This window comes from Exiguobacterium sp. KRL4, assembly GCF_001870785.1.
In the GTDB taxonomy this organism is placed as follows: Bacteria; Bacillota; Bacilli; order Exiguobacteriales; family Exiguobacteriaceae; genus Exiguobacterium_A.
Map to the genome: position 1 here is coordinate 1 of NZ_MOLV01000004.1, position 15,490 is coordinate 15,490.

Annotated in this window: 15 protein-coding genes and 1 other annotated feature; of the genes, 14 read left to right on the plus strand and 1 reads right to left on the minus strand. The window is 46.8% G+C overall.

Annotated features, from left to right (window positions below; all coding sequences use genetic code 11):
• Positions 1-182 precede the first annotated feature (182 nt).
• Positions 183-731 carry a VOC family protein gene (locus tag BLD48_RS02350; protein WP_071498803.1) on the minus strand — a complete coding sequence of 183 codons (549 nt, stop codon included), beginning with the start codon at positions 729-731 and terminating at the stop codon, positions 183-185.
• Between the two features lie 92 nt (positions 732-823).
• Here BLD48_RS02350 and recD2 point away from each other — a divergent pair, with 92 nt between their 5' ends.
• The 14 genes from recD2 (at position 824) to BLD48_RS02420 (ending at position 15,476) form a co-directional block, all read left to right on the plus strand.
• Complete coding sequence (gene recD2 / locus BLD48_RS02355) at positions 824-3,070, plus strand: SF1B family DNA helicase RecD2 (protein WP_236629917.1); 2,247 nt, start codon at positions 824-826, stop codon at positions 3,068-3,070.
• A 42-nt stretch (positions 3,071-3,112) separates the two neighbouring features.
• Positions 3,113-3,331: a binding site (T-box leader), on the plus strand.
• Positions 3,332-3,393: 62 nt separating this feature from the next.
• A complete protein-coding gene (gene alaS / locus BLD48_RS02360) occupies positions 3,394-6,036 on the plus strand; it encodes an alanine--tRNA ligase (RefSeq protein WP_071498805.1) in 2,643 nt (880 codons plus the stop codon).
• Between the two features lie 34 nt (positions 6,037-6,070).
• Positions 6,071-6,340, plus strand: a complete 270-nt coding sequence (locus tag BLD48_RS02365) for an IreB family regulatory phosphoprotein (protein WP_026829929.1) — start codon at positions 6,071-6,073, stop codon at positions 6,338-6,340.
• The gene (gene ruvX / locus BLD48_RS02370; RefSeq protein ID WP_071498806.1) at positions 6,337-6,759 is read left to right on the plus strand and encodes a Holliday junction resolvase RuvX; all 423 of its coding nucleotides are present in this window, start codon (positions 6,337-6,339) and stop codon (positions 6,757-6,759) included. The genes BLD48_RS02365 and ruvX overlap by 4 nt, the downstream gene beginning before the upstream one ends.
• A 12-nt stretch (positions 6,760-6,771) precedes the next feature.
• Positions 6,772-7,059, plus strand: a complete 288-nt coding sequence (locus tag BLD48_RS02375) for a DUF1292 domain-containing protein (protein WP_014970868.1) — start codon at positions 6,772-6,774, stop codon at positions 7,057-7,059.
• Positions 7,043-7,339, plus strand: coding sequence for a DUF1292 domain-containing protein (locus tag BLD48_RS02380; protein ID WP_236629918.1), 297 nt, complete (start codon positions 7,043-7,045; stop codon positions 7,337-7,339). Before BLD48_RS02375 ends, BLD48_RS02380 begins: the two co-directional genes overlap by 17 nt.
• An 80-nt stretch (positions 7,340-7,419) precedes the next feature.
• Complete coding sequence (gene mltG / locus BLD48_RS02385; RefSeq protein WP_071498807.1) at positions 7,420-8,568, plus strand: endolytic transglycosylase MltG; 1,149 nt, start codon at positions 7,420-7,422, stop codon at positions 8,566-8,568.
• 71 nt (positions 8,569-8,639) lie between these two features.
• Entirely contained in the window at positions 8,640-9,281 is a 642-nt protein-coding gene (locus BLD48_RS02390; protein ID WP_071498808.1) for an O-methyltransferase, read from the plus strand.
• A gap of 20 nt (positions 9,282-9,301) precedes the next feature.
• On the plus strand, positions 9,302-9,949 hold the full coding sequence (udk, locus tag BLD48_RS02395; RefSeq protein WP_071498809.1) for a uridine kinase: 648 nt from the start codon (positions 9,302-9,304) through the stop codon (positions 9,947-9,949).
• Between the two features lie 56 nt (positions 9,950-10,005).
• Complete coding sequence (greA, locus tag BLD48_RS02400) at positions 10,006-10,479, plus strand: transcription elongation factor GreA (protein WP_071498810.1); 474 nt, start codon at positions 10,006-10,008, stop codon at positions 10,477-10,479.
• A 57-nt stretch (positions 10,480-10,536) separates the two neighbouring features.
• The gene (gene mtnN / locus BLD48_RS02405) at positions 10,537-11,244 is read left to right on the plus strand and encodes a 5'-methylthioadenosine/S-adenosylhomocysteine nucleosidase (protein ID WP_071498811.1); all 708 of its coding nucleotides are present in this window, start codon (positions 10,537-10,539) and stop codon (positions 11,242-11,244) included.
• Positions 11,245-11,353: 109 nt separating this feature from the next.
• A complete protein-coding gene (locus BLD48_RS02410; protein ID WP_071498812.1) occupies positions 11,354-12,298 on the plus strand; it encodes a beta-ketoacyl-ACP synthase III in 945 nt (314 codons plus the stop codon).
• Between the two features lies 1 nt (position 12,299).
• Positions 12,300-13,538, plus strand: a complete 1,239-nt coding sequence (fabF, locus tag BLD48_RS02415; RefSeq protein WP_071498813.1) for a beta-ketoacyl-ACP synthase II — start codon at positions 12,300-12,302, stop codon at positions 13,536-13,538.
• Positions 13,539-13,829: 291 nt separating this feature from the next.
• Positions 13,830-15,476 (plus strand): peptide ABC transporter substrate-binding protein, encoded by a 1,647-nt coding sequence (locus BLD48_RS02420; protein WP_071498814.1) that lies wholly within the window; start codon positions 13,830-13,832, stop codon positions 15,474-15,476.
• Positions 15,477-15,490: the final 14 nt, after the last annotated feature.

The following is a 15,490-nucleotide window of genomic DNA, read 5'->3' on the forward strand; positions in this document are numbered from 1 at the left end:
GATGTGTGTGTCGTTTGTGTGTAGAATATTACAATCGCGAACACAGTGAATAGCTACAAAAGATGACTCCGGTACAATACCGAAGCCATCTCATAGCAGCTTAAAACGTTAAGGGTGCTTTTATTAAACTGTCCAAACTCTAGGGCTCAGTTCAGTCAATCGGAGAAACGGCGAGTTTTTTTTTAGTGTCCGACTTCGCGGACGACACGTAATGGAGGACCGGAAAAATCTTCGTACGCTTCGTCCATGTTTTTGGTGTACAATTCGATGACGTTCTGTTCGGTATCTTTGAAGTAAGCAGAATACTCTTTGTCGTTTGAGGTTTCTTGTTCATCCCACTCACGAATCTTGACGGCAATCGAAGCCGCACGTAAAAATTCAAGTGCCTCGTCAAACTTGTCTTTTTCGATATAAAAGGCACAGTGGACATGCATGCCCCCTTCATCATATAAACTGTCCCATTCCGTGACGGGAAGTCGTTTGACGGTCCGTTCTTCCATCGTGAAGTCACGTTTGAGCCAAAGCCCCAGTCGTGTGTTTCCACCGATGTAAAGCCAAGTTGCCCAAGATCCGTCGGTTTTTGCTTGCTCCTGACTTGGTTCAGCGTCCTCGGGCGCCCACTGTTCGACGATTGGAATCCCAAGTATTCCATTCCAAAAGGCGACAGCACGCTCCATGTCCTCGACTTCTAGTACTAATTCACATAATCCGGCAATCGGTAGACGTCCCATTATCCGTTCCTCCTATCGAAAATTAATTCAAGGTACGTTTCCCTCATTTAAAATCGACTAAACGAATGCTATGATAATGGCAGAGAACTGGAGTGAAGAAAGTAGGTGGAGCGATGGAGCACCCCCATCATGTAGTAGGTCGAGTCAAACGTGTGCTGTTTTCCTCCGAAGAAGAGGCCCATTCGATCGTCTTGATCACAATCAAAGAAAAGAACTTTGAATTAAAAGAAACGGAACTTGTCGTCACGGGGACAGGCGTCGGGATCGAACTCGGCGGGACGTATCAAGCCTTTGGACGGTTGATCGACCATCCCCGATTCGGCAAACAATTAAAAGCAGAGCTGATTCGCCGGTCGGTCCCGATGACGAAACATGCGGCAGTCCGTTTTTTGACAAATGGTTCGTTTACCGGCATTGGTCCGAAAACAGCGAAAAATATCGTCGACGCCTTAGGTGAGGACGCGATTGATGTCATCCTAAAAGACAGCAAGGCATTGGACCGCGTTCCGGGTCTCAAACAAAAACAGGCCGATGTGATTTTTAGTCGACTGGCGACGTTATATGGGGTCGATCAATTGATGCTCTTTTTAGCCCCGTTTGACGTCACACCAAAATTAGCGGCGAAGATTTATGCCGCTTACGAAGGAGACGCGATGGCACGAATTCGTGAAAATCCGTATTCCTTGATGTATGAAGTCAGTGGAATCGGGTTTAAAACAGCGGATCAGATTGCCTCGCATCTCGGTCTCGTCGGTTTACATCCGGAACGTGTCGCAGCTTCCATCATGCATATTCTAGAGCAAGAGGCAGCGGAAGGGCATGCCTTCGCGACGGTCGAATCCTTGTTGCAGCGGGCCCCTCGTCTACTGGGTGAAGACCCGGGCGAACGGCTCGAACAAGCAATCGAATTATTATTGACGGAAGATAAGGTCAAACTCGAAGAGGGCTGTTTGTACTTACCAACGATTTTTTATGCTGAAGTCCGGGCTGCAAAGGAGTTGGCCCGCGTCATGGCCAATGGGTCAGAACAAGAAGTCGATGTCGCAACGATCTTGTCGGCGATTGGTCAACTGGAGGAACGTTTTGGAATGGAATATGCCGTCCAACAGCGGGAGGCAATTGAACTCGCGGTTAAAGCCCCGCTGATGGTGTTGACAGGTGGTCCAGGTACCGGAAAAACGACAGTCATCAAGGGAATCCTGCACGCGTTACAGGAGATTCATGACTGGCCACTTGAAAAAAGTCAGGTCAAATCAGGTGAGGTCTATCCGTATGTCCTCGTCGCGCCGACCGGACGAGCGGCGAAACGTCTGTCGGAGGCAACGGACGTTCCGGCGATGACGATCCATCGTCTCTTGAAATATGATGGAACGAACTTTCAATTAAACGAAGATCAACCGATCACAGGAAAGGTGTTGATCATCGATGAATCGTCGATGATCGATATTTATCTGTTATCGAGTCTGTTACGAGCAGTACCGAACGGAATGAAGATTTTATTTGTCGGGGACCGCGATCAACTACCATCGGTCGGACCTGGACAAGTCTTGGCGGATTTGATGGATACGGACGGGATTCCGGTCGTCCGATTAAATGTCGTCCATCGCCAAGCCGAGGATTCGTCGATCCTTCGCCTGGCCCATGACTTGAAAAACCGTGTCACCTCGGCGGATTTACTTGCTCCGTTGTCCGATCGCCGGTTCTATTCACTGGCGCCGCAAGAATCCTTGCGTGGCATCGCGGCTTTTGCAGAAAAAGCACTGGCGAAAGGGTATTCGAAGTTCGATGTCCAAATTTTAGCGCCGACCTACCGGGGACAAGTCGGGATTGACGAACTGAACATCGTCCTCCAACAAGTCTATAATCCGGAAGCGCCAAAGAAACGGGAAGTCAAACAAGGGACACGCATTTACCGGAGTGGTGATAAGATTCTCCAACTCGTCAATAACGCGGAAGAAAACGTCTATAACGGAGATATCGGGGAAATCGTCAATATCTTTTTTGCAAAAGAAAACGTCGATAAGGTCGATAAAATCATTGCTCGTTTTGATCAGACAGAAGTCGAATACAACCGGAGTGACTGGGATCAGTTCACACATGCCTATGCGATTACGATTCATAAAGCGCAAGGGTCGGAATTTCCAATCGTCTTGATGCCTGTTTTCTTCACAGGTGCCTTCAAACATTCTCGGAATCTGATTTATACGGCTGTGACACGGGCAAAAGCCAGTTTGCTGTTATTTGGTGATCCACGCGCCTTTTACAAAGCGTCGCAGGAGGAAGAACCACGTCGACGGACCCGGCTGATTGAACGACTGGGCGGGATGACAAAGACTTGACTGGATGCGTCAGATAGGTAATAATCACGTTAGATGAATGGACGCAAAACGTTGATGGAAGTTAAGTAAGATGAATTGTTCATGTACCAGAGAGAGATGGAGTTGCTGCAACCATCTCCATGACGATTCGTCTGAAGCTCCTTCCGGAGTCGAGTGCAAACACTTGCGGGTAATCTCCGTTATTGGATTTTTCGAGGTAAAGAGAGGAACTGTCTTTACGAACGAGGGTGGTACCACGAGAGCGATGCTTTCGTCCCTTTTCAGGGATGAATGTATCGTTTTTTTGCGTTCAGGATAAACTAATCAATTCGGGGGTATTTTCGATGAAACCATTAAAGCCATTGACAGGTGCACAAATCCGTCAGATGTATCTCGATTTTTTCCAATCAAAAGGGCATGCAATCGAGCCAAGCGCGTCGCTCGTCCCGATTGAAGATCCAACATTACTTTGGATCAACTCAGGTGTTGCGACCTTAAAAAAATATTTTGATGGACGTGTCATTCCAGAGAATCCACGAATCGTCAATGCTCAAAAATCGATTCGGACGAATGATATCGAAAACGTCGGGAAAACAGCCCGTCACCATACGTTTTTCGAGATGCTCGGAAACTTTTCCGTCGGCGATTACTTCCGTGAAGACGCGATCAAATGGGGCTGGGAACTGTTGACGAGTGATGACTGGTACGGCCTTGATCCGGACCGTCTTTCCGTGACGATTCATCCGGAAGACGATGCAGCGCTTCAAATTTGGCTCGAACTGGGTGTGCCGGCTGAACGCATCATCCCGCTAGAAGATAACTTCTGGGAAATCGGAGAAGGTCCATCCGGTCCGAATACGGAGATTTTCTTTGACCGTGGACCGGCATTTGGTGACGATCCAAACGATTCCGAATTGTATCCGGGGGGCGAAAACGAACGGTACCTTGAAATTTGGAACATCGTCTTCAGTCAGTACAACCATGACGGACATGGCAACTATACAGAATTGCCACGAAAAAACATCGATACAGGGATGGGACTCGAACGGATGGCAAGTGTCATGCAGGATGTGCCAACGAACTTCGATACGGACTTGTTCATGCCGATCATCCATAAAACAGAAGCACTCAGTGGAAAAACGTACCGGGAAGATGCGAAACTCGATGTGGCGTTTAAAGTCATAGCCGACCACATCCGGACAGTAGCCTTCGCGATTGGAGATGGGGCATTGCCTTCAAATGAAGGGCGTGGTTATGTCTTACGCCGTCTGCTCCGTCGTGCCGTCCGTTATGCGAAGATGCTTGGCATCGAACGTCCGTTCATGCATGAACTCGTTGATACGGTCGGGAGTGTCATGGTGGACTTCTATCCACAAGTACCGGAGAAAGCAGACTTCATCAAACGTGTCATCAAAAACGAAGAAGAGCGGTTCCATGAGACGTTACATGATGGTCTGGCCATCTTGAATACAGTGGCACAAACGGCTAAAAGTAATGGCGAACATACAATTAGTGGCGAAGATGCATTCCGCCTGTATGATACGTATGGCTTCCCGCTCGAGCTGACGGTCGAATACGCAGAAGACCACCAGATGTCCGTCGATGAAGAAGGTTTCAAACGGGCGATGGATGAGCAACGGAAGCGTGCCCGTGCTGCCCGTGAAGAGGGTGGTTCGATGCAGCAACAATCGGAAGTCCTCGCGACGTTAACCGTTCCGAGTCAATTCATTGGTTATACGGACCTTGAGACGGATGCGAAAATCATTGCTTTACTGCATGATGGAGAACGAGTGACAGAAGTCGCTGCAGGAGAAGAAGCACAACTCTTATTAGATATCACACCGTTTTATGCGGAGAGTGGTGGAGAAGTCGCGGATACAGGAACCATCGTCGGTGCAGACTTTGTACTGGATGTCAAAGATGTTCAAAAAGCACCAAATGGACAAAACTTGCATACGGTCATCGTCCGGACAGGGATCGCGTTGGCTGATGCAACGGTCCGGGCAACGGTCGAAGCCTCGTCACGTCAGGCAATCACGAAAAACCACACAGCGACTCATTTGTTGCATAAAGCCCTGAAGGATACGCTTGGTACACACGTCAATCAAGCGGGTTCGCTTGTATCAGCGGAACGTCTTCGTTTTGATTTCTCGCATTTTGGTGCAGTGACGGCAGAAGAATTAACGACGATCGAACAAGATGTCAACCAAGCAATCTGGGCATCACTCGCTGTTGAAATCGAAGAGATGAATATTGCTGATGCAAAAGCAAAAGGTGCAATGGCTTTGTTTGGTGAAAAATATGGTGAGACGGTTCGTGTCGTTTCAGCGGGAACGTACTCGATCGAATTATGCGGCGGAATTCATGTCAAGAACACAGCAGAAATTGGTCTGTTCAAGATTGTTTCCGAGTCCGGTATCGGTGCTGGGACACGTCGGATCGAAGCGGTCACAGGTGCAGGTGCGTATCACGTCATGAACGGTCACTTGCAGACACTCGAGCAGGCGGCACGTGTACTGAAAACGAAAACAGCGGAAGTTCCAGGACGGATCGAAGCGCTCCAACTCCAACTTCGTGAAACGGAACGCACAAACGAATCGTTACAAGCGAAGTTGTCGAACATCGAAGCAGCGTCACTCAAAGGTGATGTCGAACAAATCAACGGCGTTCAAGTCCTTGCTAAACAAGTCGACGTCCAAGACATGGACGCTCTCCGTGGCATGATGGACGAACTAAAAGGTAGCCTCGGTTCAGCAATCATCGTTCTTGGAAGTGCACAAGGCGATAAGGTCAATCTCGTTGCGAGTGTCTCAAAAGACTTGATCGATCAAGGGTATCACGCAGGTAAACTGATCAAGGAAGTCGCAACACGTTGCGGCGGCGGCGGCGGCGGCCGTCCGGATATGGCACAGGCGGGCGGAAAAGATCCTGCAAAATTGAACGAAGCGCTTGCGTTTACTTCACATTACGTGCAATCACTGGCATAATAGAGAAGTAGTGTAAATGAAAGAGGTGATTAACGTGAGTCAGATGGATCAAACGATGAAATTTAATTTTCCAGAAGACGATAGTAAAGCAGCGACACGTGAAGTGTTGTTGACGGTCTATCATGCTTTAGAAGAAAAAGGCTATCATCCGATCAACCAGATCGTCGGATATCTTCTTTCCGGGGATCCTGCTTACATTCCTCGTCATAACGATGCACGTAATATGATCCGAAAGATTGAACGTGATGAACTACTAGAAGAACTCGTGAAATCTTATTTATCGGAGAGTGGAGACAAAAAATGAAGCGTGCGATCGGACTTGATGTCGGTTCAAAGACGATTGGTGTTGCGGTAAGTGATTTGATGGGCTGGACGGCGCAAGGGATCGAGACCATCAAATGGACGGAGCCGGACTATCCTGTCGCCTTTAAACGGCTCGAGGTAATTATTAAGGAGTACGGTGTCGAAATCATCGTCATCGGACATCCTAAAAACATGAATGGGTCGATTGGACCGCGAGCAGAGGCCAGTGAAGCGTTTGCGCGTGAAATCGAGGCACATACTGGTCTTGCGAGCGTCCTCGTCGATGAACGGCTGACGACGATGCAGGCAGAACGTATGCTGATTGATGCAGATGTCAGTCGGAAAAAACGGAAACTCGTCATCGATAAGATGGCGGCAGTCATGATCCTACAATCTTATTTGGATCGGGCAAATCGATAAGGAGGAAATGAGATGTCGGAAGAAAAACGGCAGTATCTCTTTCCTGATGAAGACGGTGGCGAACATCTTTTCGAAGAGTGGTACCGTTATGTCAGTGAACGAACCGGTAAAACGTATCTCTTTCTTGAGATGATCGGTCACCCGGAAGAGGGCGCAGATGATCTGATCATCTGTGAAATCGACGAGTTTGGAGAAGGCGAAGACGATTTTGAGCTGAGCCTGATTGATGAAAACGATGAGCAGACTTGGGACGAACTCGAGACTGCATTAAAGGAGCGGATGAATGATGCAACAGAATGAACCAACACGGTACGTAATTCCCGATGGCGAAGGTAATGATTTTGAGTTTGCGGAGCGTTTACGTTATGAAAGTCCACGTTCGAACAAAACATACATTTTCCTCGAGCCAATCGGTGCGGATTATGATGAAGCAGAAGAAGTCGACATCTTTGTCTATGAACTAGACGAATATGGTGATGGAGATAACGATTTTAATCTTGTTCCGATCGCAGAAGACGATGCAGAAACATGGGATGAGATTGAAGAAGTATTCAATACATTAGAAGACGAGCTTGACTAAACCGACTCGTGCATAAGGTGACGTCGTGAGAGCAATGCTCTTTCGATGTCACCTTGTTTTAAGAGAAGAAGGAGGAACCGATGGAGAATGAATGGAAGAAAAATGCTGAAACAGAACAGAAGCGCCGCCGGACATCGCGCCGGATTACGCTGATCATCCTTTCAGTGTTGTTCACGATTTTCTTAGTAGCAGGAGCAGCCATCTACATCTTTTTAAAGAGTTCACTTGAACCGGTCAACGAAGGAGCGACGAAGTCCGTCAAAGTCGAAATTCCGCTTGGCGCCGGAACAAGTACGATTTCAAGTATTCTCAAAGAAAAGGATTTAATCGCTAACGAAACGATTTTCCGTTATTACGTCCGCTACAAGAATGAATCGTCATTCCAAGCAGGGACGTATACCTTGACACAAGCGATGACACCAGACGAAATCATCAATGAGTTGAAGACCGGAACAATCATGAAAGCAGCGGATGTCAAAGTAACGATTCCTGAAGGGATTACGATGGACCGACAAATTGCCATCATCGCAAAAGCGACGGGCTTTAAGGCGGATTCGATTCGAAAATCCTTGACGGATGAGGCGTATATCAAAAGTTTGATTGAAAAGTATCCGATGTTGACGGATGAAGTGACGAAAGAAGGGGTCCTCTACTCGTTAGAAGGATACCTGTTCCCAGCGACATATGAGTTCGACAAAGGAAAGAGTATCAATCAAATCGCAGAAACGATGTTAGACGAGATGGAAAAGATTTATGATGCGAATGCGGATACGATCAACAAATCGGGTATGACCTTCCATGAAGTGTTGAGTCTCGGATCAATGGTCGAGCGGGAAGCGGCGACGCCAGACGATCGTCGCGAAATTGCCGGTGTCTTCACGAATCGCCTCAACGACGGAATGAAACTCCAATCGGATCCAACGGTCTGGTACGGTACGGGAGAAAATACAGCACTGACGACGTTAAAAGATCTTGAGAACAATTCGAAATACAATACGTATAAATACGAAGGTATTCCGATTGGTCCGATATCGACCGTCAGCGAAGATTCAATCCTCGCCGTTCTTAATCCAAACGAGACAAAATATGTCTACTTCTTCGCCCGACCACCAAGTGATAAAAATCCACGTGGTCAAATCCTCTACGAAGAAACATACGAGGAGCACCAACGAAATGTCGTCAAGTATAAACCGGAATGGGTCGAATACGAAGCAAGTAAAGAGCAGTGAACAGGGGTTGATCGGGGACGGTATGTTCGTTCCCGGTCAACCTGTTTATGCGCAGAAGGAGTGAATTCTGAATGAATGATTTTACAGCGTATGTCGAAGGAATGATCCGGCAACGTGATCCGTTGTTGCAGGAAATGGAAACATACGCGAAAGAGCACCACATTCCAATCATTGAACTGACGGGATCGGAAGTCTTATTATCGTTGTTGACGTTACAACAACCGAAACGAATCCTCGAACTCGGAACAGCGATTGGTTACAGTGCAATCCGGATGGCTCGTGCCTTACCGGATGCCCACATCACGACGGTTGAACGAAATGCCAAACGATATGCCGAAGCGAAAATGTTCATTGAACGGTCGGATGTCGCAGATCGGATTGACATCGTTTTTGCCGATGCAGTAGAATTAGCCGAAACACTTGATCAGGAGTTTGATGCCGTATTCATCGATGCGGCCAAAGGACAGTATAAAAAATTCTTTAACGGTTATGGGCGACTAGTGCCAATAGGCGGAGTTTTATACACGGATAATCTGTTTTTGCATGGTGACGTACTCGAAACGGATCCAAAAACCTTTGACCGGAGAAGACGGCGTCTGGTTCGTCTTGTCAAAGAGTTTACGGCATGGATGATGGAGCAAGACCAATATGATACGACGATTTTCCCACTCGGAGACGGTGTGTCCGTCAGTCGGAAAGTGAAGTCGGAATGAATGATGGAGGTACGAATTCAATGCAAAAACCGGTTGTAATTGGTGTGGCTGGAGGAACAGGTTCAGGGAAGACGACGGTCGCACGTTCGCTTGTCGAGGCATTTCCAAGTGAATCCATCGTCATGATTGAGCAAGATGCTTACTATAAGGACCAAAGTGAGTTATCCATGGAAGAACGTTACCAAACGAACTATGATCATCCATTTGCCTTCGATAATGATTTATTGATCGAACATATCAAAGCATTACGCGAAAATCAGGCAGTCGAAAAACCGGTCTACGATTATGTCGCACATACACGAGCAGAAGAAACGATCACACTTGACCCCCGTGACGTCATCATCGTCGAAGGAATTTTAGCGCTTGAAGATGAACGTTTACGGGAATTGATGGATATTAAAGTTTTCGTCGACACGGATGCAGATGTTCGGATCCTCCGTCGGATGCAACGTGACATGAATGAACGGGGCCGTTCGATCGACTCGGTCGTCGAACAGTATACGAAAGTCGTTCGTCCGATGCATCTTCAGTTTTGTGAACCGACAAAACGGTATGCGGATATCATCGTTCCTGAAGGCGGAGAAAACCACGTGGCCATCGATTTACTCGTCACGAAGATCCGGGCGATTCTGGATTACCGGTCGGCACTTGACGAAAGAGGATATTGATTCCAAAAAAGATGTGAATATACTATACTAGTGGAATAAAAAGGAGCGTGACAAAAATGGCAGAAAAACAGTATTATATGACGCTTGAAGGGAAAGCCAAGATTGAAAGTGAATTAAACGAATTGAAGTCAGTCCGCCGAAAAGAAGTTGTTGAAAACATTAAGATTGCTCGTTCATTTGGTGACTTGTCGGAAAACGCGGAATATGATTCAGCAAAAGAAGAACAAGCGATGGTTGAAGGACGGATTGCTCAGTTGGAAGAGATGTTACGGAACTTCGCGATCATCTCAGAAGATGAAAAAGATATCTCTGTCGTGGGTATTGGAACGACGGTTACATTCTTGATCTTGGAAGATGATGAAGAAGAGACGTATACTATCGTTGGGAGTGCGGAAGCAGATCCATTCACTGGAAAAATCTCAAACGAATCACCTATCGCCAAAAGTTTATTTGGTCACAGCGTAGGTGAAAAAGTATCCGTTCAAGCACCAGGTGGAGACTTTGCTGTCAAAATCACATCGATTAAATAAATAAGAACTGACAGGAGCCGGAGCAATCCGGTTTTCTGTTTGACTGGGGGAATCGACATGCCAATCGCAATCATCGGCGCGATGGAAGAGGAAGTCAACTTACTTCGTAATGAATTATCGGAACGAAAAGATACGGTGATCGCCAATTATCATTTTTATGAGGGATTACTGAACAGTGTACCCGTCGTCATCTTGAAGTCCGGTATTGGGAAAGTCAATGCGGCGATCGGGACCACACTGTTACTTGATCATTTCAAGCCAAGTGCCGTCATCAACACAGGATCAGCAGGGGGATTCAGAGCAGGTCTGAAAGTGGGCGATGTCGTCGTCTCGACAGAAGTCCGTCATCATGACGTCGATGTGACAGCATTTGGTTATGAGTACGGGCAAGTACCAGGAATGCCTGCTGCCTATACGGCAGATCCGAAACTCATTGCGACGGCAGAAGCCGTCATTGAACGGATGGAAGCGATTCGTGTCGTACATGGTTTGATCGTGACGGGAGATTCCTTCATTCATGATACGGAACGCTCGAACGCCATCAAAACGAACTTTCCGGATGTCGCGGCAGTCGAGATGGAAGCGGCACCGATTGCGCAAGTCTGTCATCAATTCAATGTGCCGTTCGTCGTGACACGTTCGATTTCGGACAGTGCCGATGAAGAAGCATCCTTATCGTTTGACGAATTTTTAGAGATTGCTTCGATCAATTCGGCGAAGATGGTCATGGAAGTCGTCCGGACGTTAGCAGATTCAGAACAATAAGCGTTACCGAAAAGAAGGTCCTCTGGAAACAGAACCTTCTTTTCTCTTTGACAAAATCAGATTAACGCTTTATATTAGTACCAGATACTAATTTTAAAGGAGCAACTACATGAATATTGGAATTGTAGGACTAGGGACCTCGTTACCCGAACGTCGCATCACCAATGATGATTTAGCGGCAACGCTTGATACGAGTGATGAATGGATCCGGACACGAACAGGAATCGGAGCACGACATATCGCCGACGAAACGACAGATGTAACGGATCTTGCAACGGAAGCAGCTCAAAAAGCATTGGCAGATGCGAACTTGACGGCAGATGACATCGGATTGATCGTAGTCGGGACGGCAACAGGGCGTGCATTTCCTTCGACGGCTTGTATCGTCCAAGACCGAATCGGTGCGTTAGGCGCAACAGCCTTTGATATCAGCGCGGCTTGCAGCGGATTCATTTTTGCCTTACAAACGGCAGCGAGTATGATGGCGGCGACAACGTCGAAATATGCCCTCGTCATCGGAGCAGAAAAGATGTCGAGTATCGTCGACTGGTCAGACCGATCGACCGCGATTCTGTTCGGGGATGGTGCTGGAGCAGTTGTACTCGGTCCGACAGAACAACAGGGTTTAAATGCCTTTGAGCTTGGAACAGATGGTCGCGGGGCACATCTTCTGTTTAAAGAGTTAGATGGTCCAATTGAAATGAATGGTCGGGAAGTTTTTAAGTTTGCGGTACGAAAATTACCGGACATCGTCGAAAAAGTCATTCATAAAGCAAACGGGTCACTCGCAGAACTCGATTTGTTGATTCCGCATCAAGCGAACTTACGGATTATCGAAGCGGCACGTGAACGGTTAGGGATCGAGGAACAGAAAGTCATCGTGACGATTGACGAACATGCCAATACATCTGCTGCATCGATTCCGCTTGCGTTAGAAGAAGCGCGTCGACAAGGACGACTTCAACCAGGGACGACACTCGTCCTGGCTGGGTTTGGTGCTGGATTGACTTGGGGAGCTGCTTATATTACTTGGACTAAAGGGGAGAACACATAAGATGATGAGAAAGCGTGTAGTAGTAACCGGTATGGGCGCATTAACACCAATTGGAAATGATGTCGAGACATTTTGGCAGGCATTAAAAGCAGGAGAAAACGGGATTCGTCCAATGGAACGGTTGGATATCGATGAATACCCAACAAAAGTGACGGGTGAATTACAGGGGTTTGAGATTACAGAATTCATTGAAGCAAAAGAGGCACGCAAGATGGATCGGTTTGTCCATTATTCGCTTGTCGCGAGTATGGAAGCCGTTAAGGATTCTGGTCTTGACGTCAAAGCCAATGCGGAACGAATCGGTGTCTGGATCGGATCTGGAATTGGCGGAGTCGAGACGATTGAAAAACAAGCAAAGATTTATTTTGAACGCGGGCATCGTCGTGTCAGCCCATTCTTCATTCCGATGATGATTCCGAACATGGCGAGTGGACAAGTCTCGATTTATACAGGAGCAAAAGGTCCAAATAACTGTTCGGTTACAGCCTGTGCTTCAGGAACAAATGCGATTGGGGAAGCGTTACGTGTCATCGAGCGGGGAGACGCCGACGTGATGATTGCTGGTGGAGCGGAAGCCCCGATCACGAATCTATCGTTTGCTGGTTTTTGCGCCAATAAAGCGATGTCGACGAATCATGATCCGAATACAGCCAGCCGTCCCTTCGATGAAGGACGTGACGGATTCGTCATGGGCGAAGGGGCTGGAATCTTAGTTCTTGAAGAATATGAGCATGCGATGGCTCGTGGGGCAACGATTTATGCAGAAGTCAGCGGATACGGTCTGACGGCAGATGCTTACCATATCACGGCACCAGACCCGGATGGTGACGGAGGAGCGCGCGCAATGGCGATGGCGATTCAAGACGCCGGTATCGAACCGCTTGAAGTTCAATACATCAATGCGCACGGCACGAGCACACCGATGAATGATGTGCTTGAAACAAAGGCGATTCATACGGTATTTGGAGAACATGCTAAAAAACTAGCCATCAATTCGACAAAATCGATGATTGGTCACTTGCTTGGTGCGGCCGGCGGAGTGGAAGCAATCGCGGCGATCAAATCGCTTCAAGAGCAAACCATCCATCCGACGATTCACTTGGAACAACCTAGTGAAGGTTGTGATCTTGATTACGTACGTGAAGGAAGCCGGGCATGGGAACTTGAATATGCCCTCAGTAACTCGTTAGGATTTGGTGGACATAACGCTTCACTTGTTTTCAAACGGTATCATGCATAAGATCAAAAAAGTGATTTTAACGGTTCAGTCGACCGTTGAAATTGCTTTTTTTTAGTGAAATAGGGTTATGGGTTTTTCAAAAAATGCAAAATAAAAATGAAATAGCAGCTGGTTTTGACGGCGTTTTGAAAAAAATATTTAGAAAAATCGGATAAAAGGTTTGCAAAATTATCAGAACATTGTAAACTATTTGTAACGAAGGGTTTTGTTCGAATAGAGATAACGACTTTTTTTTTCGTTCAAAAACCTCAGATTGCTAGCTTTGGAAATTTTAGGGGGGGTCATCGTATCATGAAAAAGAAAAGTTTTGCTCTGGCTACATCTGTAGCTCTCGTTTCAAGCGCGTTCCTCGCAGCTTGTTCGACGACGGATTCAAATGACACATCATCGGGCGATAAGAGTTCGGACAAGAAATCAAGTGAGCAGACGCTAAACTTGATTGAAAGTGCGGATATTCCGACACTTAACCCAACAACTTCTACGGATGCCGTGTCGTTCAACGTCTTGAACAACACGATGGAAGGTCTTTATCGTTTGGATGACAAGCAACAACCAACACCAGGTATTGCAGAAAGTCATACGGTTTCAGACGATAAGTTGACGTACACATTCAAGCTACGTGATGCAAAATGGTCGGACGGTACACCGATCACTGCTAAAGATTTCGAATATGCGTGGAAAGAAGTTCTGAACCCAGAAAACGCTTCTCAATATGCATACGTCTTCTACAACATCGATGGTGCTGAAGAATACAACACGAAAAAAGGCGAGCGTGATGCAGTCGGCGTCAAAGCTGTCGACGATAAAACATTCGAAGTGAAATTGAAAGCACCTGCTGATTACTTCCTCGGGTTAACTGGATTCGGTCCATTCATGCCGAAATCAGAAGAATTATCGAAGAAAATCGGTAAGGACTTCGGTTCAACTGCAGATAAATCACTTTACAACGGACCATTCAAATTAACAGAGTGGACACGTGAACAAGGCTGGAAAATGGTCAAAAACGATAACTACTGGGATAAAGACAGCGTCAAGTTGAACACAATTAACGTAAAAGTCGTTAAAGAGACATCAACTGCCGTCAATCTTTACGAAAAAGGTGACATCGACCGTGCTGGTCTTTCATCAGAGTTCGTTGCCCAGTATCAAGATAACGAAGAGTTCAAAACTAAAGGTGAGTCAACAATCTTCTACCTTTACTTGAATACGAAAGTCAAAGCATTAAACAACGAAAAAATCCGTCGTGCGATCGACATGGGTTACAACAAAAAAGGAATCACAGACGTCATCTTGGCGAACGGTTCAATCCCTGCAAACTTCCTAGTACCAAAAGATTTCGCGAAGGATGAAGACGGAAAAGACTTCCGTGAAAAGTACCCGACATTCAATGAGTACAATGCAGACGAAGCGAAAAAACTGTGGGAAGAGGGCTTAAAAGAAATCGGTCAAAAATCGGTTGAACTTGAGCTTCTGAACTACGATAGTGATGATGCGAAGAAAATCGGTGAGTTCTTGAAAGGTGAGCTTGAGAAAAACCTTGCAGGTATGAAAGTCACAATCAAGCAACAACCGTTCAAAAACAAGCTGGATCTCGAAAACAAAGGCGATTTTGAATTCTCATTCGCTGGCTGGGGTCCTGACTATCAAGATCCAATGACGTTCCTCGATCTCTTCTTGACTGACGGGCCATATAACCGTGGTAAGTGGTCAGATAAAGAGTACGACAAACTCATCAACGATGCGAAAACACAAACAGATGCAACAAAACGTTGGTCTGAGCTTCAAGAAGCAGAGAAAATCCTTCTTGATTCTGCAGCGATCTCGCCTGTTTATCAGCGTGGACGTGCATTCATGGTTAAACCATACGTCAAAGGGATTGTCGAACATAACTTCGGCGCAGACTTCTCGTACAAATGGGCTTCAATCGAAGGGAAATAATAAACAAGAGCGTC